The 23698-nt window shown below is 47.3% G+C and carries 16 protein-coding genes; 13 read left to right on the plus strand and 3 right to left on the minus strand.

Annotated features, from left to right (window positions below; translation table 11 throughout):
* The first annotated feature begins 57 nt into the window (after positions 1–57).
* From Q1A41_RS01690 to Q1A41_RS01730, 9 genes are all read left to right on the plus strand, one after another.
* Positions 58–2376, plus strand: a complete 2319-nt coding sequence (locus Q1A41_RS01690) for a YgiQ family radical SAM protein (RefSeq protein WP_299973804.1) — start codon at positions 58–60, stop codon at positions 2374–2376.
* A 70-nt stretch (positions 2377–2446) separates the two neighbouring features.
* Positions 2447–3676 (plus strand): MFS transporter, encoded by a 1230-nt coding sequence (locus Q1A41_RS01695; protein ID WP_299973807.1) that lies wholly within the window; start codon positions 2447–2449, stop codon positions 3674–3676.
* 10 nt (positions 3677–3686) lie between these two features.
* Entirely contained in the window at positions 3687–4250 is a 564-nt protein-coding gene (betI, locus tag Q1A41_RS01700; protein ID WP_299973811.1) for a transcriptional regulator BetI, read from the plus strand.
* A gap of 269 nt (positions 4251–4519) precedes the next feature.
* Positions 4520–6901: a TonB-dependent receptor gene (locus Q1A41_RS01705; RefSeq protein WP_299973814.1), complete on the plus strand. Its 2382-nt coding sequence runs from the start codon at positions 4520–4522 to the stop codon at positions 6899–6901.
* Positions 6902–6958: 57 nt separating this feature from the next.
* Positions 6959–8647 carry an alkaline phosphatase D family protein gene (locus Q1A41_RS01710; RefSeq protein ID WP_299973817.1) on the plus strand — a complete coding sequence of 563 codons (1689 nt, stop codon included), beginning with the start codon at positions 6959–6961 and terminating at the stop codon, positions 8645–8647.
* Positions 8648–8938: 291 nt separating this feature from the next.
* Positions 8939–9697, plus strand: a complete 759-nt coding sequence (locus tag Q1A41_RS01715) for a helix-turn-helix transcriptional regulator (protein WP_299973820.1) — start codon at positions 8939–8941, stop codon at positions 9695–9697.
* 82 nt (positions 9698–9779) lie between these two features.
* On the plus strand, positions 9780–11663 hold the full coding sequence (locus Q1A41_RS01720; protein ID WP_299973822.1) for an MFS transporter: 1884 nt from the start codon (positions 9780–9782) through the stop codon (positions 11661–11663).
* Between the two features lie 350 nt (positions 11664–12013).
* Complete coding sequence (locus tag Q1A41_RS01725) at positions 12014–12226, plus strand: hypothetical protein (RefSeq protein ID WP_299973824.1); 213 nt, start codon at positions 12014–12016, stop codon at positions 12224–12226.
* A gap of 207 nt (positions 12227–12433) precedes the next feature.
* On the plus strand, positions 12434–13981 hold the full coding sequence (locus tag Q1A41_RS01730) for an AMP-binding protein (protein WP_299973827.1): 1548 nt from the start codon (positions 12434–12436) through the stop codon (positions 13979–13981).
* Positions 13982–14046: 65 nt separating this feature from the next.
* On the opposite strand, the gene Q1A41_RS01735 is transcribed toward Q1A41_RS01730, so the two are convergent.
* A complete protein-coding gene (locus Q1A41_RS01735; RefSeq protein ID WP_363322327.1) occupies positions 14047–15276 on the minus strand; it encodes a NupC/NupG family nucleoside CNT transporter in 1230 nt (409 codons plus the stop codon).
* 47 nt (positions 15277–15323) lie between these two features.
* Positions 15324–15959, minus strand: a complete 636-nt coding sequence (udk, locus tag Q1A41_RS01740; protein ID WP_299973830.1) for a uridine kinase — start codon at positions 15957–15959, stop codon at positions 15324–15326.
* 118 nt (positions 15960–16077) lie between these two features.
* Here udk and Q1A41_RS01745 point away from each other — a divergent pair, with 118 nt between their 5' ends.
* Positions 16078–18141 carry a M13 family metallopeptidase gene (locus Q1A41_RS01745; RefSeq protein ID WP_299973833.1) on the plus strand — a complete coding sequence of 688 codons (2064 nt, stop codon included), beginning with the start codon at positions 16078–16080 and terminating at the stop codon, positions 18139–18141.
* Between the two features lie 675 nt (positions 18142–18816).
* Here the strand turns inward: Q1A41_RS01745 and Q1A41_RS01750 are convergent.
* Entirely contained in the window at positions 18817–19176 is a 360-nt protein-coding gene (locus Q1A41_RS01750) for a cupin domain-containing protein (RefSeq protein WP_299973835.1), read from the minus strand.
* A 157-nt stretch (positions 19177–19333) separates the two neighbouring features.
* Here Q1A41_RS01750 and recJ point away from each other — a divergent pair, with 157 nt between their 5' ends.
* The 3 genes from recJ (at position 19334) to ppk2 (ending at position 23520) form a co-directional block, all read left to right on the plus strand.
* Complete coding sequence (recJ, locus tag Q1A41_RS01755; protein ID WP_299973838.1) at positions 19334–21079, plus strand: single-stranded-DNA-specific exonuclease RecJ; 1746 nt, start codon at positions 19334–19336, stop codon at positions 21077–21079.
* 183 nt (positions 21080–21262) lie between these two features.
* Positions 21263–22216, plus strand: coding sequence for an NAD(P)-dependent oxidoreductase (locus Q1A41_RS01760; protein ID WP_299973841.1), 954 nt, complete (start codon positions 21263–21265; stop codon positions 22214–22216).
* Positions 22217–22509: 293 nt separating this feature from the next.
* Positions 22510–23520, plus strand: coding sequence for a polyphosphate kinase 2 (gene ppk2, locus Q1A41_RS01765; RefSeq protein WP_299773110.1), 1011 nt, complete (start codon positions 22510–22512; stop codon positions 23518–23520).
* Positions 23521–23698 lie beyond the last annotated feature (178 nt).

Here is a 23698-nt window from a genome sequence, read left to right on the forward strand (position 1 = left end):
TGCCCGGAGCCCATTTTTTGGGACAATAGGCCTCAACTAGCCTGATATATCCTCACAATGACTGTACCTATTTCCAGCAATACTCCTGGTCCTATTGCCGCACCAGATCTCTTTTCTTATCCCAAATACTGGGCTGAGTGCTATGGCACGGCGCCTTATTTGCCTATGTCCCGCGAAGAGATGGACCAACTGGGCTGGGACAGCTGCGATATCATCATTGTGACCGGTGATGCTTACGTCGATCATCCAAGCTTTGGGATGGCCGTTATTGGCCGCTTTTTAGAGGCTCAGGGCTTTCGCGTAGGGATCATTTCCCAGCCAGATTGGACCTCAGCGGAGGCCTTCAAGGCACTCGGTAAGCCGAATCTCTTTTTCGGCATCACTGGCGGCAATATGGATTCCATGATTAACCGCTATACGGCTGATCTAAAGGTTCGCAATGACGATGCGTACACCGCCGATGCCGAGCCTGATAAACGCCCGGATCGCGCAGTGATTGTATACAGCCAGCGCTGTAAAGAAGCCTATAACGATGTGCCTCTGGTACTTGGCGGTATCGAGGCGAGCTTACGTCGCATCGCCCAGTATGATTACTGGAGTGATGAGGTGCGCCGCTCGGTTATCTTTGATGCCGCAGGCGATATTCTACTGTACGGAAACGCCGAGCGAGCACTGGCTGAAGTGGCACATCGCCTAGCGGCAGGTGAGCCCGTTGCAGAGCTGGATGATGTGCGTGGCACGGTGGTTATTCGTAAGCAGCTGCCACAGGGCTGGCTAGAAATTGATTCCACTCGAATTGATTGGCCAAAGAATATTGAAAGCTTGGCCGAAGCTTACGGTAAAAGCCCATACGATTATGAAGAGCCGAGTGGCTGCGCCGTCGATAAGCAGCCGGCCCCAGAGCAGAAAGCGGAAGCGGCCGCTGAGCCTATTCGTATTATTCCTATGCCTTTACAGGCCGAAGCTCGAGAAAGCGATAAGCCTTCCTATATTCGTTTGCCTTCTTTTGAAAAAGTAAAATCAGATTCGGCGCTGTACGCCCATGCTTCAAGAGTACTTCACCAAGAAGCTAACCCACACAATGCACGAGTACTGGTGCAGCGTCACGGTAAGCAAGAGTTATGGGTGAACCCGCCGCCGATTCCATTAAGTACAGAAGAAATGGATGCGGTATTTGGCTTGTTCTTTCAGCGCAGGCCGCACCCAGTTTATGGTGATGCCAATATCCCAGCCTACGAGATGATTAAAACCTCGGTCAATATTATGCGGGGCTGCTTTGGTGGCTGTAGTTTCTGTTCTATTACCGAGCATGAAGGTCGAGTGATTCAAAGCCGATCGCAAGAATCTGTGGTGCGTGAGCTCGAAGATATTCGTGATAAGGTGCCAGGCTTTACCGGGCAAATCTCTGATTTGGGTGGCCCAACCGCCAATATGTATCACTTAAACTGTAAGAGTGATGAGATTCAAGCCAGCTGCCGCCGCTTATCTTGTGTATTCCCGGGCATTTGTAAAAACTTAATAACCTCCCATAAGCAGACCACAGAGCTCTATCGTAAGGCGCGTGCGATACCAGGTATTAAGAAAGTCGCGATTGCCTCGGGCTTACGTTATGACTTGGCGGTTGAAGATCCTGAGTACGTCAAAGAGCTGGTGACTCATCATGTGGGGGGCTATTTAAAAATTGCGCCTGAGCACACCGAAGATGGGCCGCTCAACCAAATGATGAAGCCTGGTATCGGTACCTATGATGCCTTTAAGAAAATGTTCGATAAATATTCGAAAGAGGCAGGCAAAAAGCAGTATTTAATTCCTTACTTTATTGCTGCACACCCAGGCTGTGAAGATGAAGACATGTTGAATTTGTCGCTTTGGTTAAAGCGTAACAAGTTCCGGGTCGATCAGGTACAAACCTTCTACCCATCGCCAATGGCCTTGGCGACGGCAATGTACTATGCCGAGCGAGATCCGCTGAAAAAGCTCAGCTACAAAGGGCGCAAGCTTTACGTACCCAAAGATTACAAGCAGCGTCGATTGCAAAAGGCCTTGCTGCGTTATCACGATTCTAAAAACTGGGATTTACTGCGCGAGGCGGCCCGAGAAATGGGGCGCGAAGATGTTATTGGTGATGGGCCAGAGCACTTGATTCCCTCACGTAATCAGCCAGTGCGTGGTCGTGGTGGACAGCGAGCAGGGCAAGGCCGCGGACAATATCAAAAAGCTCGCGGTGGCCAATGGGATAAGCGTTCTGCTGGGCCAGCTAAAAGTGGCGGACAGAAGCGTTCAGCTTCCGGTGAGCGCCCTGCGGCTAAGAAACCATCGGGCTCTGCGAATTCAACTAGAAAGCCCAATAAGTCTAGGCCAAATAAGAAGCGTTAAAGCTTTCATCAAACTGACATACTAATGCTTATTATAGGGTAGGTATTTTCCTAACGGGCTTTGCCTACCCATGATAAGTCTTCCAGCTGCGGTCTTTTCGATTTCATTGCGCAAAGATATCGCAATCTTGCTCCTTGCCACTGTGCTATTGCTCGCGGGAAACGGCTTGCTGGAAACGAGTGTTAGCTATCGCACCTCGCTCCTGAGTCAATCTTCACTGTTAACCGGCATTATTATGGCCTGCTATTACAGCGGCTTTTTAGTGGGCAGTTGGTATGGTCCTTCCTTACTTAAAAAATTTAGCCATCAAGCTTACTTAGGCTTTGCGGCCTTCTTTTTTACTCTGGCAATCAGCCTATTGGGTTCCGTACACCTGGCAACTGCAGTGGCCTTACTACAGTTTTTTTGTGGCCTATGTATCGCCAGTATCTATGTTACAGTCGAAAGCTATATTAACTCACGCAGCTGCAGTAATAGTCGGGGGCGGTATTTCTCCTACTATATGGCGGTTTGGTATATTGGCGTAGGCTGCGGGCAGCTGCCATTGCTGCTTAATACTGGTTTTTACAGTCACTTCTTTTACGTTGCTGCTGGTTTGGCTGTGCTAGCGTTTGTTCCTTGGTTTTTTTGGCAGCCAGTACAGGCCTATAGATCTAAACCGCAAAAACCATTTGAATCTTCTGCCGAGATGAATTTTGCCGGCCTGTTTAGTTTGGATCCTAAACCTTATCTTGTTTCGCTTATCTCGGGACTTATGATTGGGGTGTTGTTCGGCATGGGGCCGGCATTTGGGGAGCAGTTCTTCTCGAATAGTTATACCACGTCCAAAATGATTTTGGCCTTTGTCATCGGCGCCTTATTAATGCAGTTGGCTCTCACCTTGGCCGCTCGTTATTGGGAGCCTAGCCGCTTACTGCTGATGCTATCTAGTGTTGGTGTGCTTGCTGTTATTGGCTGTATTTGGGTAACAAAGACGACAACAGGGACGAATAATTTTATAAACTTGTCGCTACCTTCGCTGATGCTGGGGGCTTCATGTTTACCCGTGTATTCCTTGGCAGTGGCTTTGGCGCAAGATAAAGTGCAACACAGCTCGCCCATTACCGCTAGCGCTTTGCTGTTGCTATGCAATGGCCTTGGTTCCATTATCGGTCCAATATTGGCGGGTTATTACATGCAGCATTGGGGCCATCATAGCTTTTATGTTAGCCTGCTGTTTTGTCATTTGTTACTTATGCTGTGCTTTTTAGGCGTTGCCACTCGTAAAAAACTCAGTAGCTTATCGATAGGTTCAGCCTAGGAATTAGATTGTGCCCAAAGTTGGAATGGAAAAACTGCGTCGTCGGCAATTGATAGAGGCGACCATTAAAATTGTTGGTGAGCATGGTTATGCTGACACCACCATCAGTAAAATCGCCAGCGAAGCTGGGCTCTCGGTAGGTATTATTTCCCATTACTTTGGTGGCAAAGATGAACTGCTTCAAGCCACCATGTGGCATCTGATGTGTGATCTGCAACAGCAAATGGTGGTGAGTCGCAGTCGTTGCGATCAGCCGCTGGAGCGAATCAATGCTACCGTAGAGGTTATTTTCAGCGCTGAGCAAAGTGATGTTTACGTCGTGAATGCTTGGTTATCGTTCTGGGCTCAAGTGCCGTTCAGTGAAGCCTTGTTTCGCTTGCAGAAAGTCTATGAGCGCCGCTTATTGTCCAATCTTCGTTATGATTTATCGCAGATATATGATCGTAGAACGAGCCTTGAAGTCGCCAGCACCTTGGCTGTGTTGATCGATGGTTATTGGCTACGCTCGGTATTGGCCGCGGTAGATCCAAGCCCTGCAATCGCTAAAGATCTGCTTGCCAAGGCTTTGCCCTAGCCAAAGTGAAAACCATCTTTTCTGAGCTTCTGAGCTTCTGAGCTACGGAGCTATGTTTCCAGCTGTTTTTAGTTGTAAATAGACTCAAAATTAGTCCTGTTGCTCACTTTCTAAGGGCGCGATAAAAGCTTCATCGTTTTGTCATCCAATTGTCATCCCCCAGGTTTAAATTTTCCTCAGATTTTTATTGAATAGGTGTTCAATAAAAATATTTTTGGGGGAATGAAGCGCCCATTTCAATTAAAAGTGACAATATAGAGGATTCAGCAATGCGTTTTACTACCACGGGCAAGCCGCGTTTGCCGATGTTTTTACATTGTGCCTTGGCCGCTGCTATTTCAGCCGCCGCAGGCAGCGCCGTAGCGAGTGACAGCATCGAAGAAGTTATCGTTTTAGAAAAACAGGTTTATAGTAATAACCTGGTTTCAGAAGGAATGCAGCAGCAGCAATCCAGCATCACTAGTGTTAACTCAGTGATTGATAATCTACCTGGAGTTACCGTAAACGAAGGCGATGTATACGGCTTTGACGATTGGTCAACAGCTATTACTATTCGTGGTTTCACTACCAACTTATCTGAACAGCAAGTAGGTACTACCATCGATGGTATTCCTAATGGTGGTTCAAACTACGGCGGTGGTGCAAAGGCTAACCGTTTTGTTGATCCTATGAATTTAAGCGGTGTTGAAGTATCTCAAGGTACGGCTGATATTGCTTCACGCTCTCACGAAGCCTTGGGTGGTACACTAAATTATCTGACAGATGCGCCTCTAGAAGAACAGCGTATCCGTGTTGAAGGCTCAGTAGGTGAGCAAGATGCTCGACGTGTGGCCGTGCGTTTCGATACCGGCTTAATGGGTGAAGATACCTATGCGTGGATTTCTTTTGCTAAGCAAGAGGCAACGGACTGGGTTACGGAAACCGCTGAGAATGAGCGCGAGCACGCTGCCGCCAAACTGGTTTCTAATGTTGCAAATACAGAGATCAGCGCATACATCTCTTATGATGAAATTCATGAAGATAACTACCAGCGTATCTACTCTGAGGCGCAGTTTAATCAATTGCCTTACGAAGATGGTTTGACCGGCCCTTGGTCAGGCGTGCCATTTGAGGATCAGTTGTTTCGCCGTGGTTGGTCAACGAATCGTGAGAACCTATTGGGCTACGTAAAATTCGATAGTGACATCAGCGAAGATTTAAACATTGTAACGTCCTTGTACCATCACAAGAATGCCGGTCGTGGTGATTGGTTGCCGCCTTATTTAATCAACGCTACCGATGATCAAGGTGGTAATACTGAATTTCTTGGCGGTACGACTGCAGCGCAGGCGGGCATAGACACCAGTGATCGCATTTATTTTGTTGATGCTGATGGTAATGCACTGAGCCCAGATCCAAACTGTACGCCAAGCTACACGGTTAATAACTGGTATGGCGTCCCTGCTGCCACAGCATCTGCACAATACGATCCTTCTTGCTATGCCGATGGTGCCATCCCTGTGATGTCATTCCGTAACACGCACTACAAAAAATCACGCAGTGGTTTGGCCGTGGACCTTACTTGGGATATGCAGCTTGCAGGTATGGATAACGAGATTCGTGCCGGTGTTTGGTACGAAGACCAAGAGCGCGATGAGTATCGTGATTGGCATAGTGTTGATACCCGTGTGGGCTTTGTTTATAACCCGCAGCCATACTTTGTGCAGTACAGCCGTACTTACCCACAAACCACTACCAAATGGTATTTACAAAATAGTTTAAGTACCGGCCCTGTTACCTTTACCCTAGGCGTAAAGCAATTTTTTGTTGAGGTCGAGCGTGAAGATCACTTCGACTCGAGCTTAAACGCGAAGGTAGATTCTGATTCCGATGTATTGCTATCAGGTGGTTTCGTTTGGGAAACCGATATCGATGGCTTAGAAATATTTGCCGGTTATGCGGAGAACTTTCGAGCGCTTAACGACCTAGTATTAGAGCGTCCTGCCGCTGATATTGATGGCCTAGAGCCAGAAACTTCAGAAAACATGGAGCTTGGTCTGCGTTACAACTCTGGCGATATCACTGCATCAGCGGTTTACTTCCAAAACGATTTTGAAAATCGCATTATCTTTTTGGATAACAGTACTACCGCTGGCCCCGACTTTGCCATTGGCACTAACGGCACCTTCTTTAATGCTGGTGGTATCGAAGCGAGCGGTCTTGAGTTATCAGTAGATTACGCGATGAACGATCAGCTTAATCTGTTTGTCGCCTACACCTACAACGATGCCACTTATCTTGGCTCTGGCGATGCGGCTGTTGATGCTAGCAATGGAATTGATCCGGGCAACGATGTAGCCGGCATTCCTGAAAGCCAATTTGCGGCGAGCGTAGATTGGACTAGTGATATGTTTTATGCGGGTATCTCAGCTAAATACACCGGAGATCGCTTTGTGAATCAGAGCAATAGCTGGACGGCCGATGCCTATACAACAGCAGATCTTTATGTAGGTGCTCGTTTGGACAATGTAGCGGGCTTCGCGAAAGGCGCTAATGTGAAGCTGCTTGTTAACAACGCTTTCGACAAGCAGTATCTTGGCACCATTGCTGAGAACGCTGCTTGGCTAGGTGGTCCACGCACGATTTCTTTATCAGCTACTCTGGATTTTTAAGAGTCCCTTATACGAGGCCTTCGGGCCTCTTTTTTTATTTGATTTAGGTTGTTTGTTATGCGATTCCCTCTCTCCCGTCGCCAATTATTAGCCGGTGTAACGGCAGCGTCCGCTCTTTCGGTAGTGGGCTGTACTACTGAAAATAAAAGCCGCTCAGCGGCCAGCTCTTTCCAGCATGGTGTAGCCAGCGGTGATCCGGATCACAATAGCTTGGTTATCTGGACTCGAGTGAGCACGGACAAAGATTTTGAAAACGTGAGTTGGGAAGTCGCCAAAGATATAGATTTCAACGATATTGTTGCCAGTGGTAATCAGACTACAAGTGCCGAGCGTGATTTCACGGTTAAAGTCTTAGTGAATAAATTACTACCGGGCAGCCGTTATTTCTATCGTTTTAAAACCGCTGCTGATAGCTCAATGATTGGTCGTACAAAAACGCTGGCGAGTGGGCATGTTAGCCAGCTAGGCTTGGCGGTTGCTTCTTGTTCTAACTTTCCGTTTGGTTATTTCAATGCCTACGATGCCATCGCCAAAGATGAACAAGTTGATTTGGTATTGCACTTAGGCGATTACATCTATGAATATGCTGAAGATGGCTGGGGCGGTAAAGTTGGCAAGGAAATAGGGCGCGTGCACCTGCCTGCCCATGAAATTGTTTCTTTAGAAGATTATCGTCAGCGGCATGCTCAGTATAAGACAGACCGTGGTTCACAGCATATGCACGCGGCTCACCCGCTAATTCCAATCTGGGATGATCATGAGACAACGAATAACCCATGGATGAATGGTGCGCAAAATCACCAGCCAGAAACCGAAGGTAATTGGTCCAATCGTCGCAGTGCATCCTTACAGGCTTATTACGAATGGATGCCAATTCGTGAGCCTTCTATCGGTATGAGTAGAGCCCAGTACTGGCGTAACTTCAGCTATGGTGATCTGGCCGATATCATTACTTTGGAAACGCGCCATACCGGGCGTGCCTTGCAAATTGATTATGCTGAGCACTTACCGAATATTAAAACGGCGCAAGATCGTGATCGTTTTATGCAGGAAGTGCTTGCGGCCCCAGAGAGAAACATGCTCTCAAAAGATATGGAGTCTTTTCTCGATAAATCTCTGCGTAACTCTGTATCTGAAAAACGCCGCTGGCGCATTATTGCCAATCAAATCCCCATGGCTCGAACCCATGTCCCCAGTTTAAAGCATCCATTTTTTAACGATCTAATCAAAGGTTTAAGCAAAAAGGACCCTAGCGATGCGGTTGCAGAAGAATGGAAAGTGATGGGGCGCGTAGGTGAGTTGGACTTGCCATTTTATCTTGATACCTGGGATGGCTACGGGGCGGCTCGTGAACGTTTTTATGATTTGTGTGCGGCTGCGGGCGCCAAAGACCTTTTGGTACTGACGGGTGATAGCCATGCCTACTGGCAAAACCAGCTCTTTAATCAAAAAGGTGAGCGCATGGGGGTAGAAATTGGCACTACTGGAATTAGCTCGCCAGGTGACTTTCTGCGCTTAGGTATTGAGGGGGCAGAGCTGCTTGATAATTTGGTCGCTGAGCATAACCCTGAAGTGATTTACACCGACAACCGCTATAACGGTTATGTACGAGTAGTGCTGGATCACGATAAGGCGGCCACTGAGTTTGTGACGGTTTCTACGGTGCTAAAGCCCGAGTACAAAACTGAAGTTGTTCGCAGTTTTAATGTGGTTAACGATCAGGACAGCCTTAACTATACCTCTTAACTGCCATCATTAATTGGCATTCCCAATTGGCAACACTAAACAGTATTTCGGGGCAGCTACTCAGCTGCCCCATCTTCGTATTTTTGAATCGTTCAAAAAACAGACAGTTTATCTCTTAATCTTATCGTTGGACATTTCCCTGCATTGCTCTGAAATCTGATTGGTATCGTTATTTGATGCTTTATGTTGAGATTTACGCAACTATTGACTTTAATGGTTGCGAAATATAATCCTTAAGGCCAGTATTGCCCCAGTTCGAAAGCAAATATCTGCCTATTGATTGAGGTGCTTATGTCCCAGACCCAAGCTATTGTTGATGGCCTGAAACGAGAATTGAAGGCCCAAGGTAAGACCTATGCCCATGTGGCTAAGGCCTTAGAGTTGAGCGAGGCTAGCGTAAAGCGCCTGTTTTCCTCAGCCAATATCTCCCTACAAAGGCTCGATAGTCTCTGCGAACTGCTTGGTATGACGGTTGCCGAGTTGGCCAATAAGGCCCAGGCCCAGCAATCTATCAGCCAGCTAAGCCAAGAGCAGGAGCAGCAACTGGTTGACCAGCCCAAATTACTTTTGGTGGCGGTTTGTGCATTGAATAGATGGCAGTTTCACGAGATCGTGCATACCTATCAACTCAGTGGCGCAGAGTGTGTGCAACTCTTAGCCAAACTCGATCGTCTTCGTTTGATTGAGTTGCTGCCCAATAATCGCATTAAGTTATTGGTTGATCGTGGCTTTCGCTGGTTGCCTGAAGGTCCAATTCAGCAGTATTTCCGTCAGCAAATTCAAAGCGATTATTTCGCCAGTAGCTTTGATGGCGCGGGCGAGCTAATGTTGTTCCAAAATGCTATGTTATCCCCAAGCGCCAATGCCATTATGCAGCGCAAAATAGAAAGTTTGGCACGCGAGTTTAACCAGCTCGCCGAAGAGGATAAGAACCTACCGCTTGAGGAGCGTTTTGGCAGTAGCCTGATGTTAGCTATTCGCCCATGGGAAGTTCAAAGCTTTCAGCGTCTTCGCCGTCCGGGTACGGACAAACAGTTTCCAGCTGCATAGTCACTAGTGGCTCATTGGAATGCCCCTGTGGTTAACAAGAGTGCCCCTAGTGGCTCATCAGATTTATTGAAAAGGAATTAGCATGTCACATCATAGTAGTCAGTTTGAGTTGCTCGGTCAGAGACGGTTTTTGCCTCTCTTTCTGACACAGTTCTTTGGTGCTTTTAATGATAATGTTTTTAAAAATGCGCTGATCGTTTTACTGGTTTTCAGTATTGGTCAAAACAGTGAGCAAATGGCGGTATTGAGTAACCTTGCCGCCGGCTTGTTTATTCTGCCGTTCTTTTTGTTTTCTTCATCGGCTGGCCAGTTGGCCGATAAATTCAATAAAGCCGCTTTAATAAAATGGATCAAGGCCTTTGAGGTTGTCATCATGGGCTTTGCTGCATGGGCGATGTGGCAAAACAGTGTGCCAGCGATGATGAGTGTGCTCTTTTTGCTGGGCTTTCAATCGGCGATGTTTGGCCCTGTTAAATATGCCATTCTTCCCCAAGCCGTGCATGAAACCGAGCTGGTAGGTGCTAATGCCCAAATCGAAATGGGTACCTTTAGTGCCATTTTATTAGGTACTGTATTGGGTGGTGTTTTAGCTAACAGCGAGCAGGCCACACTTTGGGTATCTATTGCGGTGGTAACCGTATCTGGAATTGGTTTTATGACGAGCCTTTTTATTCCTAAAGTACCGGCTTCCAACCCAGATCTAAAATTTAACTGGAACCCACTGAGCCAGACACTGCGTGTTGTAAAAATGGCCCGCTCAAATCACACCGTATTTCTATCGATCTTGGGTATTTCTTGGTTTTGGTTTATTGGCGCCGCGTATTTAACTCAGCTGCCCGTATTCACCAAAGATGTTTTGGGCTGTGATCCTACCGTCGTTACCTTTTTGTTGTGTGTGTTTACTGTTGGCGTTGCGCTGGGTTCTTTATTGTGTGAAAGAATGTCTGGCCAGAAGGTAGAAATGGGTTTGGTGCCTTTTGGTGCTGCCGGTATCAGTCTATTCGGTATTCACAGTTATTTTGCAGCAGCCGGCTTTGTAGCCTTGGATAACGGTGATTTCTGGCAGTTTCTAATGGCGCCGGGAAGCTTGCCAGTTATCTTTGATCTGATGATGATTGGTGTTTTTGGTGGCTTCTATATTGTGCCGCTGTATGCCGTGATTCAAATTCGTTCAGAGGAAAAAACACGCGCTCAAATGATCTCCGTAAATAATATTATGAACGCTTTATTTATGGTGGGCTCAGCCTTGATGGGGGTTTTATTCCTAGCGGTGCTTGATCTGAGCATTCCTTATTTCCTACTTACCATAGCTTTAATGAACATCGGCATTGCACTGTTTATCTTTTATCAGGTACCTGAATTTACCATGCGATTTTTGGTATGGATTCTTAGCCACACCATGTACCGTGTTAAGCACAAAGATCTGGATAAGATCCCCGAAAAAGGTGGCGCAATCATTGTTTGTAACCACGTGAGCTATATGGATGCCTTGTTACTGGCTGGTGCAGTACGTCGCCCGATTCGCTTTATCATGTTTAAGCCCATCTATGATTTGCCGGTATTGAACTTTATTTTCAGAACAGGGCGTACTATTCCTATTATTTCCCAGCATGTTGATAAAGAAGCCTATGAGCGAGCTTTTGATGAAATATCCGAAGGTCTAGAAGCCGGGGATTTATTGTGTATCTTCCCAGAAGGCAAGCTTACCGAAAGCGGCGCAATCAATGAGTTCAAAGCTGGTATCGAGCGCATTCTTGAACGTAATCCAGTACCTGTAGTGCCAATGGCTCTTAAAGGATTATGGGGAAGCTTCTTCAGTCATAAAAACGGCCAGGCAATGCTCTCCTTGCCAAGACGTTTTTGGTCCAAGGTTGAAGTCGTTGCGGCAGACACAGTCGAGCCCGAGCAAGCTACAGCTGCTGATCTGGAGCTGGCGGTAAAAGAACTGCGTGGGAATGCGGCATAGTGTTTAATAAGGCTCAAGGGGGTAATCGATTTTTGAAAATACCCCCTATAGCTGTTTTGATGGCGGCTTCTTTCTTGCCTCAGCTGGCGGAGGCAAATGGTGGGCTTCCTATTATTTTTATGGTGAACGCTTACGCATTTTTGTTTGGAGCTGTCCTTGTATTTTTGATCGAGCTTGCGTACTTAAAGCGATTGGCCCCTGAGGTAGGTTTCAAACAACTGGCCCTATGTGTTTTTAAATTCAACTTATACTCTACCCTGACGGGTGTCTTTATAATTCCGGCTGTTTTTCTTTTACTGCGAGTTGATCCGTTAATATGGTCAATTTTCTACGAGCCCTCAGAGGCCACTATGAACTTTGTGTGGTGGTCCTCTCTAATTCTTGATTTCGTATTGGCTTATGCGGCCACGATTTATATTGAATACCGTATGTTGAAAGCCTCAAGGGTGGCAGAGCTTTTAGCTGAGCGTGCTAACTTATTACGCCATGTATTTCAGTTTAATGCGCTGAGTTACTTTGTATTACTCACTATTGTTTACCATGGCTATCAGCAGTTCTTTTAGCTTAAGGTAGGTAGCTCCGTTTCCGGGGTCAGACCCTCTAGGGTCTGACCCCTTTTAAGAATTAGATCCCTAAATCATACCTCCATACATCCTTAGCTAGCCTCATTCCCCAGCTGAATGTCGTCTTCCACCATGGCCAATATCATCAAATAGTGAGAGCCTAGTGATAGGGCTTAGGCCATCCAGAAATAACAATAAGGAGCCGGTATGTCATCTACGATTTATTTTGCCGATCAGGCTATTGATGAAAGCAGTTTTCACAGTGCTGCCAGAAAAATTGCCGCGGTATTAAAAGCCAGTGGCGTTGAGCCAGATGATGCGATTGCTATATTAATGCGCAATGAGCCGGTCTATCTGCAGATTATCGAGGCCTGCCGCTATGTTGGGGCTCGCTATGTGGCGCTAAACTGGCACGGCTCTGCCGCTGAGATAGCCCATATCTTGGAAGATTCTCAATCTAAGGTTTTAATCGCCCATCAGGACTTATTGGGTGCTTTATCTGGCAATGAGGTCTTTAATCAGCAATGCGATAAGATCTCTGTGTTTTGCTGCAACACACCGAAATCCATTGTTGAAAAATACAATCTCGACAGTAGTGAAAAGCAGTCTACCGTTCAGTCATTAGAAGCGGCAATCGACAAAAGCGAAGAGATCGCTACGGAGCCTCAAAAGGTACGGGGCTTATTCGCTTATACCTCCGGCAGTACTGGCCGACCCAAGGGGATCACTCGCCCAGCCAGCCCCGATGCCCCTGATCGCTATATGATGTACCAAATGCTAGGGCAGGGCTTTATGTTCCTACAGCCTGGCGATAAGTTTTATATGGCCGCACCCATGTATCATAGTGCGCCCAATACATTGAGCTTATCGGCACTGGCCACGCCGCAAGTGGATATTTACATAGAGCCTCAGTTTGATCCTGAGGCCTTCCTTAAGGCTGTAGAAGAGCACAAGATTAGCCACGCCTATATTGTCCCCACCATGATGGTGCGCCTATTAAAACTGCCCCAAGAAGTGCGCAGCAAATACGATGTGAGCAGCTTGCGTTATTCCGTGTCCACCGGCTCGCCCTGTCCGGTAGATGTAAAAGAAGCTATGATCGATTGGTTTGGCCCAGTGTTTAATGAAAGTTATGGCGCTAGCGAGCTGGGCTTTATGACCTTAATCAGCTCGACTGAAGCCCAAGAAAAACCGGGCTCTGTTGGTCGTGCCCGCGAAGGTACGGCCATTAAAATTTTCGATGATGAGCTTAATGAACTGCCAGCGGGCGAAACCGGCACCATCTATATCCACTCCATGCTCGCATCGGGCTTTGGCTACACCAATAGCGAAGGCGATCTCGGCGATCAGGAACTGGGAGGCTTTGCCACGGTTGGCGATGTGGGCTATCTAGATGAAGAGGGCTTCTTGTTTATTAGCGATCGCAAAAAAGAGATGATTATCTCGGGCGGTGCCAATATCTTTCCGAGTGAAATCGAAGCTGAAATTTTACGTCTGCCCGAAGTATTGGACTGCGCCGTATTTGGCGCGCCTGATGAAGAGTTCGGTGAAAAAATCGTCGCCGCTGTACAGCTACAAGCTGGCAGTGAATTAAGCCTGAAAGCTTTGCAGCAGGCGTTAGAAGGTAATTTGGCAAGATTCAAAATGCCTCGCAAGCTGGATATCCACGATACCTTGCCAAGGGAAGATAGCGGCAAGATATTTAAGAAACGCTTGAAAGATCCTTATTGGGAAGGCGCAGGCAGAAAGGTTTAAAAGACTAAAACTCTGGGGGCTTGCAATTAAAGCCCCCAGAACAGCCAGGCTACTGAATTTAGCGCTTAGCCAGCTAAGGTAAAAGACAAGAAGAAACCAGCAATACAAGCACTCATCAGGTTGGCCATAAAGCCACCGATTACAGCTTTTAGGCCGAGTTTGGCAACATCTTTGCGACGCTCTGGGGCGATAGTGCCAAAGCCACCCAGTAAGATACCAATCGAAGAGAAGTTAGCAAAACCGCATAGTGCAAAGGTAATAACGGCTTGGCTGTATGGGCTTAGCTGATCTTTGATCTCGGCAAAGTTGGCGTAAGCGATAAATTCATTCAGTACCAGCTTCTGGCCAATTAAGCTGCCAGCGGTAATGGATTCTTCCCAAGGCACGCCCATTAATACCGCCACAATGCGGAAGACATGACCTAAGATCCATTCAAGAGATAAATGCTCTAAACCAATCCAGCCACCTACAGCACCTAGGATGCCGTTTAGCATCGCAATCAGAGCGATAAAGGCGATCAACATAGCACCGATATTGGCCGCTAGAATCAGGCCTTGTGAGGTACCGCTTGCGGCGGCGTCGATCACATTGACGTATTCTTCTTTATAGATTTCGCCTTCTTCGCTGGCGGCATCCAGCTCTTCGGTTTCAGGCTCTAAAATTTTAGCCATCAGTAGGGCGCCTGGCGCCGCCATAAAGCTGGCCGCAAGCAAATACTTAAGCTCAACACCTAGCCCAACGTAGCCGGCCAATACCGAACCTGCAACGGTGGCGGTACCACCTACCATCACCGCAAATAACTGTGAGCGGCTAAGTGTAGGAATATAAGGTTTGATGGTAAGCGGGGCTTCGGCCTGGCCGATAAAAATATTCGCAGCCGCCACCATTGATTCTGGGCGGCTGGTGCCTAGTAGCTTACGTAGGCCGCCACCAATAACCCGAATTACCCAGATCATTACGCCCCAGTGGTAGAGTACGGCAACCAGAGCAGAGAAGAAGATCACCACGGGCAGAACATGGAAGGCGAAGATAAAGCCCATCTTCATACGGCCAATGTCACCAAACAAAAACTTAATACCATCTTGGGCGTAGTTTAAAACGCTGGAAACGGTTTCCGAGAGGCTGGCCAGCATGGTTTGGCCAAAGGGCACATAAAGAACCAAGGCGCCTAAGGATACTTGCAGCATAAAGGCGGCACCAACCGTGCGCCAGCTTACTGAGCTGCGGTTTTTCGAAAATGCAAAAGCAACGGCCAGCAGGCACAGCATGCCCACTAGAGGTATCAAAGAAGTCAAAGGACGCTCCTTGGCGGTATTGTTGTATTTGTATAAGCCTTGCGGCCCTATGCCTGCGTGTTCACATTATGGGATAGGTGATCACGAAGTAATGCCAGGCTGCGTCCCGGCTCTGCGGTGCCAGATAATACCACATCCGCTTGCTGACGGGAGGGCAGAATATAAGCTTCGGCCATGGGGCGCACGGTGGCTTGATATTGGCTCAATACGGACTCCATATCACGCCCGCGTTGCTGGATATCCCGTTCTAAACGTCTTATTAAGCAGATATCCATGGGCGTATCGACGTAGATATTAAGATCTGAAAAGTTGCGTAATTTATCTTGTGACAGCAACAAGATGCCTTCCACAATGATGATGGGGCAGGGCTTCAGGGTTTTTACCTGGTCGCTGCGGGTATGTTGGCTAAAGTCATAAACCGGCATATCAACGCTATGCCCAGCTTGCAGTTGCTGCAATTGCTGTAATAGCAGCTCATGCTCAAAGGCGCTCGGGTGATCGTAATTCTGTTCACAGCGCTCGGCGAAGGGTTTATCGTTCTGATTCCGATAATAGTTATCTTCGTGGATGATATTTACACAATCAGGCCCTTGGCTTTCACTGAGTGAGGCGGCTAAGGCTTCGCTAAGGCTGGATTTACCTGAGCCCGAGGGCCCACTGATCAGAATAATGGTTGAACGCATTTGGCAATTTCTATCGTCTAATGGAGAGGCCGCACTATAGCAATACAGGCGCCGCAATTCACGCGTCGAAGAACATAAGTGCCAATACTATTGGTTAAAATCCGAACAGGAGAGGAAGATGAAACAAAAATTACTGGTATGCGCCGTTGCCCTAGCGGTAAGCGCCTGTAGCGGCCCCCAAACGGGTGGTGACAAAGTAGCCAAGGCTGATGCTGAGCAAAGTGCTCAACAAGTCATTATGAACTCCGGTATTGATACCACTGGCATGGATAAAAGTGTGAAGGCGGCTGATGATATGTTCCGCCACACCAATGGCCATTGGTTGGATACTCATCAGATCCCGGATGATAAGTCCCGTTGGGGCACGTTCAATGTCTTGGCTGAAAACAGCAAAAAGCAAATTCGTGCGATTATTGAAGAAGTCTCGCAAAAAGCCGGCTCGGCCTCAGGTCAGCAAATTGGCAATTTGTATAACAGCTATATGAATGAAAACTTGGCGAACGAGTTGGGCATGAAGCCCTTAGAATCCGAGTTTGCCGCCATCGATAAGCTGCAAAGCAAAAAAGATGTGGTGGAATACTTCGCTCGCGTCGGCATTATGAGCGATCGTGCGCCAGCTGCCTTCTGGGTATACGCCGATAAAAAAGATCCAAATACCAATGTGGTGTATCTCGTTCAAGATGGCCTAGGCTTACCGGATCGCGATTACTACTTTGACGATACCGAAAAAGCTAAAAAGACCCAGGCAAAGTATCAAGAATACTTGCAAGCGCTGACCGACTTGGCTGGCCTAAAAGGCGATACCGCTAAAGTGTACGCTTTAGAAAAAGCCATGGCTGAGCACCACTGGACCAAGGTTGAAAACCGCGATAGCGAAAAGACCTACAACCGCATAAGCAATGAAGAAATCAATGGCTGGATGTCTGACATCGGTGCCGATGCTTGGCAGGGCTTCTTAAAGGCGGCCGGTGTTGCTGGCCAAAAAGAATACATTGTTTATCAGCCAAGTTATTTGCAGGCGCTTCCCAAGATCATTAATGACACAGATCTAGCAACCTGGAAGCTCTATTTCAAGCTTCATCTAATGGACAGCTACGGCTCAGAAATGCATAAGCCGTTATTTGATGCCCGTTTTGATTTCCGCAGTGCACATTTATATGGCGTAAAAGAGCCAAGTGATCGTTGGAAGCGTGCAGTAAGCGCCCTTAACAACAATCTAGGTGAGCTTTTAGGTCAGGAGTACGTAGCGCGTCACTTCCCACCAGAAGCCAAAGCTCGCATGAAGAAGCTGGTTAACAACTTGATCGCGGCCTATGGCGATTCCATCGATAAGCTGGAATGGATGGGTGATGAGACCAAGGTTGCAGCGAAAGATAAGCTCAGCAAATTCCGCACTAAGATTGGTTATCCGGATAAGTGGCGTGATTACAGCGCATTAGAGCTTAAAGCCGATGATCTAGTGGGTAATATGCAGCGCGCTCGCCAGTTTGAGCACGACTACATGATCGATCAGTTGGGCAAGCCTGTTGACCGCGAGCGTTGGGGGATGAGCCCACAAACGGTTAATGCTTACTTCAACCCAATTCTGAACGAAATCGTATTCCCTGCTGCCATTTTGCAGCCGCCGTTCTTTAATCTAGAAGCGGATGATGCGGTTAACTATGGTGCGATTGGTGGTGTTATTGGCCACGAAATTGGTCACGGTTTTGATGATCAGGGTTCACGTTACGATGGTGATGGCTATCTGCGTAACTGGTGGACTGATGAAGATCTGGCCAAGTTTAAAGAGCGCACTAAAAAGCTTATCGATCAATACAATAAGTTTGAGCCGCTACCAGGCGAGCATGTAAATGGCGAGCTAACCATTGGTGAAAACATTGGTGACCTTGGTGGTTTGAGCATTGCCTATAAAGCTTATAAGGCAACCTTAAACGGTAAGCCTTCACCAGTAATCGATGGCTTTAGCGGTGAGCAGCGTGTGTTCCTAGGTTGGACTCAAGCTTGGCGTAGCAAGGCGCGTGATGAGTATTTAAGCAAGCAGCTTAAAACCGATCCTCACTCACCAGCTTTGTATCGTGTAAACGGTGTGATGCCTAATATCGATGCATTCTATGAAGCTTTCGATGTGAAACCGGGTGATGGTATGTACTTGCCGCCTGAAGAGCGCGTTTATATTTGGTAAGTTAACAAATAAATCGTTTATAAAAACCGCTTGGCTAAAACAGCAAGCGGTTTTTTTGTTTTTAAAGTAGCGTTTTTTAATATTTGCTGTAGGTTTTTTGTTCGCTGTTTTATTGATCAAAATAAAACTAAATTAGGTGAGCAAAAAATAAAAGCTACCGCTTTGGTGGTGAGGGTTTATTTTTCTTGCTGGAATATAAACGTATTTCATGGCGCTCTCACTAGACTTTATTTCCTTATCCGTTAACCTATGTTTCATATTGGGTGGCGACAAAATATATTTTATAAATACTGTCCGAAAAAATCGAAACTGCTAACCAGTTCTAGTGATTTTTCAAAAGCAGCACTGTTTATTTTTATTTTGCCATCTATACTGAGTTCACAATCGAAATATAAATTAGTTAATTAACTATTTAGTTTTGGTTGACAAGTTTGTAAGGAAACTGGCGGCGTTTAGGTCAAATCGAAGCAAGGAAGTGTTTAAGTCGATTTGCACTAAGGAGATAGGCAGGAAGCCAATCACACCGGTTTACCGGCTAGGATAGGAAAACTAAACGTCGCACCATTTTTATCTCCCCTTCGATTTTTCATTCTGATAATTAATTTTGTCGCAGTCATCTTGAGCCCACTCCAATCCATAGAGCGAAGCTCAAAACACTTTACAATCTAAAACTGATTATTCGCTTTCTTCGTAAATAGCGTAAAACTTTTGGGCGTGCCCAATACTCTCCCAGGTGCCCTTAAAGCCAGCCGGAATGGTAAAGGCATCGCCGGCTTTTACCGTTTCGGTTTGCCCATCTTCGCTACAGATAATGGCTTCGCCGCTGATCATGTAGCAAAACTCATCTTCGCTGTATTCAATATTCCATTTCCCTGCATCTGAGCGCCACACACCACAGAAAAAATTCTCGGCTGTATTAGTGAACATATTATGGGTTTCTTGCATGGGTTGACCGCTAATGAGCTTGCTTGGGTCAATAGGGCTGCTTTCGCCGCCGGCGCTGCTGGCAGGCATACGTAGAATCGATTTGGACATTATTTGCTCACCTATTAAAGTTGAATGATGGTTCGGTTAATGCTGGCTAATTTAATGGTTCGCTGTTTGCGGGTCAAGGCAGTTATACTCTGGATATTCCAACAGCGTACTTAGCAAGCCATTGATAAGTGCATAGATCCAAGGCCATCATTTATTAATGAACACCGTTATTCACCAACGCCAATCAGACCCCAGTGCTGAATTACAACAATCAGATTTACCCCCTTTATTGCAGCGTATCTACGCCAGCCGGGGGATTGCGCAACTGGCAGAGCTTGAGCTGCAGCTGGCTAAACTTCCTTCACCTGATTTGCTCAAGGGCATGGCCCAAGCGGTTGATCGCTTAGAGCTTGCTTTGCAGCAGCAGCAAAAGGTTTTGATTGTTGGAGATTTCGATGCCGATGGCGCCACCAGCACCAGCGTGGCCACATTGGCTTTGCAGTCGATGGGGCTGCAGCAAGTCGATTTCCTAGTGCCTAACCGTTTTGAATACGGTTATGGCCTAACCCCAGAAATTGTAGAAGTAGCCGCGAATGCACCCGATAAACCTGATTTACTGGTGACGGTAGATAACGGCATCTCTAGTGTGCAGGGCGTTGCTCGGGCGCAGGAGCTCGGCATGGAAGTGCTGGTTACCGATCACCACCTGCCAGGCGAGGAGCTGCCCGATGCGGTAGCGATAGTGAATCCGAATCAACCAGGCTGCGAATTTCCAAGTAAAAACTTGGCGGGTGTGGGGGTGATCTTTTATGTCATGTTGGCTCTGCGGGCTAGGTTACGATTGCAAGGCTGGTTCGCTGAACAAGCTATAGCAGAGCCTAATCTAGCCAGCCTATTGGATTTGGTAGCTTTGGGCACGATTGCCGATGTGGTGACTTTAGATCATCCCAATCGAATCCTAGTGCAGCAGGGCTTAGCGCGTATCCGTGCTGGCCATTCGCGGCCGGGCATTCAAGCGTTGTTAAATGTCGCCGGTCGGCCCGCCAATAAAATCAGCTCGGTCGATTTAGGTTTTGTATTGGGGCCACGCTTAAATGCCGCAGGCCGTCTTGATGATATGAGCCTAGGTATCGATTGTTTGTTGGCACCCCATGAAGGCTTAGCGGCCGAACTGGCAACCCAATTAGATGATTTAAATCGCGATCGCAAAAGCATCGAGCAATCTATGCAAAAACAAGCCATGGCGACCTTATCGCAACTGGCTTTGGATGAAGCCGATATGCCTTGGGGGCTCACACTGTACCAAGCTGATTGGCATCAAGGGGTTATTGGTATTTTGGCCTCGCGCATCAAAGATAAATACCATCGCCCGGTGATCATTTTTGCCGATGAAGACAGTGAAGCCGGCACCATCAAGGGCTCGGCCCGTTCCATTCAAGGCTTACATATACGAGATGCCCTAGATACAGTAGCCGCGCGCAACCCAGGCCTACTGAATAAATTTGGCGGGCATGCCATGGCAGCAGGCATGAGCCTAGCGAAAAATCGCTTTGCTGAATTTCAAACTGCCTTTGATGAAGTGGTGCGCGAGCAGCTCAGTAATGATGACCTACAGGCCAAAATTAATAGCGATGGTGCCTTAGCGGCCAATGAGCTTTCCATGCCGATGGCAGAGATGCTCCAAAGTGCTGGCCCTTGGGGGCAAAACTTCCCAGAGCCTAGTTTTGATGGCGAGTTTTATTTGGTTAATCAAAGAATAGTGGGTGATCGACATCTAAAATTTACGGTCAGCCTAGAAGAGGGCAGTCAGCAGCTTATTGATGCCATCGCTTTTAATGTTGATACTCTTCAATGGCCGAATTATCGAGCCGAGCGCTTACATCTATCGTACAAATTGGACGTCAATGAGTTTCGTGGCCGTCGCAGCTTACAACTGTTAGTGAATCATATTGATGTTCTGTAAGACGCGAGCGAATAATCCAAGGCCTTCAAATTTCTCTGTAAATAACTGTAAGTTCACTATGGCAACTTAGTAGCTTCGGAATAAAGTATGGTTTGCTAGGGCCTGTTAACACCAATTCGGCAGTGACGACCGAACTGGTGTTAACAGGCCCTGATAAAACAACAATAACGAATAGGCAATACCATGAAAATTTTCCTTACTGGAGCTTCTGGCTTTGTGGGCAAGGCTGCCTTGCAAATGCTGGTAAAAGAAGGCCATGAAGTCGTCGCCATGTCTCGCAGGGCTGAGAGCGATCAACTTATAGAATCCCTAGGGGGAACCCCTAAACGCTGTGATCTGGAATCGATAGATGCCGAGCATATTGCCGGCTGCGACACTGTGATACACAGCGCGGCCTATGTAGAGCAGTGGGGGCCAAAAGACGCTTGGCACAAGGCCAATGTAATCGGCACCGAGAATATGCTCGCCGCGGCTAAGCAAGCCGGAGTAAAGCGCTTTATTCATATTGGCACCGAGGCAGGCTTGGTTCATGGCCAAGATTTACATCATGCTGATGAAAGCTACCCACTAGCCCCAGATTCCCCTTACCCCTATTGTGCCAGTAAGGCACAAGCCGAGCAGCGGGTTATGGCGGCTAACAGCGAACAGATGCCTTGCTTGGTAATACGGCCAAGATTTATCTGGGGCCCCGGCGATCAAACCTTATTGCCCGCCATTGAAAAAATGGCCAAGCAAAATGCTTGGGTATGGATAAACCACGGTCAAGCGATGACCTCATCAACCCATATTGATAACCTGATTCACGCCATCAAACTGGCACTGCATAAAGGCGAGGGCGGTGAGGCCTACTTTGTATTGGATGATGGCGATCATAGCTTACGGGATATGATCGAAGGCATGGCGGCCAGTAAGCAGCTGCAACTGGGCAATAAAAATCTTCCGCTCTGGCTGGCCAGTGCCTTAGGGGCAATTTGCGAAAATAGCTGGCGCTGGCTCAATCTAAGTGGCGAGCCGCCGCTGAATAATTACACCGTCATGGTGATGTCTCGCAACTGTACTTTGAAAGACGATAAGGCACGCTCAGAGCTTGGCTACCAGCCAGTTATTAGCTGGGACGAAGGTATGGCAAATCTCTAATAATGGCATGAATTATGGGTATGAATTTGGGGTGTGGTTTTGTTATCCGAAAGCGGCGGTTTTTAAGCTAAAAATAGTACTTTTGAGCGTTTTTATCAGCCCAGATAACAAGGCCATTCTTTACTTGTTTTAGATCAGCAAATTGCGTTCTTTCCTATGGTATATAAGTGTAATACTGAACATATAAACTAATTGAGCTTCTGTCGGCCTTGGTTTCTAATGAAGCTAGCAAAAAGGCCTGTTAAAAACTCAGCTCAGCCAAGTGGAAGCATTTAAAACTAGGAGAGAAACCCGTGAAAGACGATACAGTGAACACTAGCCTACCGGATACCAGCGAATTGGCCGAGGTCGATTTTAGCGCTGTGAACGAGGAGACATTGGAAACCTTAGCTGGTGAAGCCGCCAGCGCCATGGTGGAAGGTGAGGATTCAGTGGATCATTTACACCACTTGGCCGAAGTACGCAAAGACCCTGAAGCGATTCGAAAGCTATTTCTCAGTGGTGAGTACCCCTACAAAACCAAACTAAAGCGCCAAGATTACGATCGCAAAAAGCGCCAACTTCAAATTGAGCTGTTAAAAGTTCAAAAGTGGGTGAAAGAATCTGGCCAAAAAATTGTAATGATTTTTGAAGGTCGTGATGCGGCCGGTAAGGGTGGTGCCATTAAGCGTTTTACCGAGCACCTAAATCCTCGTGGTGCGCGAGTCGTTGCTCTTGAAAAGCCCACTGAAAACGAAGCTGGGCAGTGGTACTTCCAGCGTTACATAAAGCACCTACCAACCCGTGGTGAAATGGTACTGTTTGACCGCTCTTGGTATAACCGTGCTGGTGTAGAGCGTGTAATGGAGTTTTGTACTCCAGAAGAATACCTGGAATTTATGCGCCAGACTCCTGAGTTAGAGCGCATGATGGTGCGCAGTGGTATTCGCCTATTCAAATACTGGTTCTCTGTAGGCCAGGATGAGCAGCGCCGCCGTTTTGAAAGCCGTGGTAACGATCCGCTAAAACAGTGGAAGCTATCGCCAATCGATAAGGCTTCTTTAAGTAAGTGGGATGAGTATGCCGAAGCGAAAGAGGCAATGTTCTTCTACACCGATACCGCCGATGCGCCATGGACTATTGTGAAATCCAATGACAAAAAGCGCGCACGCTTAGCCTGCATGATGCACTTCTTGAATAGCTTGCCTTACCCAGATAAAGATGAGCATGTTGTACGCCGCCCAGACCCGCTGATTGTTGGGCATAGCGAGCATATCATTGCTAAATCTAAGCATATTCTTGGTCATCACTTGGGTGATTGGTAATCAATCCTTAGGCTCAGTAGGGCAAGAAGGCTGATTCTGAAGGTGGCTGCCGTTTTGATTTTTCGTTAATCAAGCGGCGGCCTGTGAGAGGGAAGGGGGCAGCTAATGGTTTATCGGCACTGACGCTATTTGCTGCAGCGTACTGTCTTTTTCTCTCGGCCTACCAATATATTTCTTC

It is taken from the genome of uncultured Pseudoteredinibacter sp. (genome assembly GCF_947502065.1).
Taxonomy (GTDB): domain Bacteria; phylum Pseudomonadota; class Gammaproteobacteria; order Pseudomonadales; family Cellvibrionaceae; genus Pseudoteredinibacter.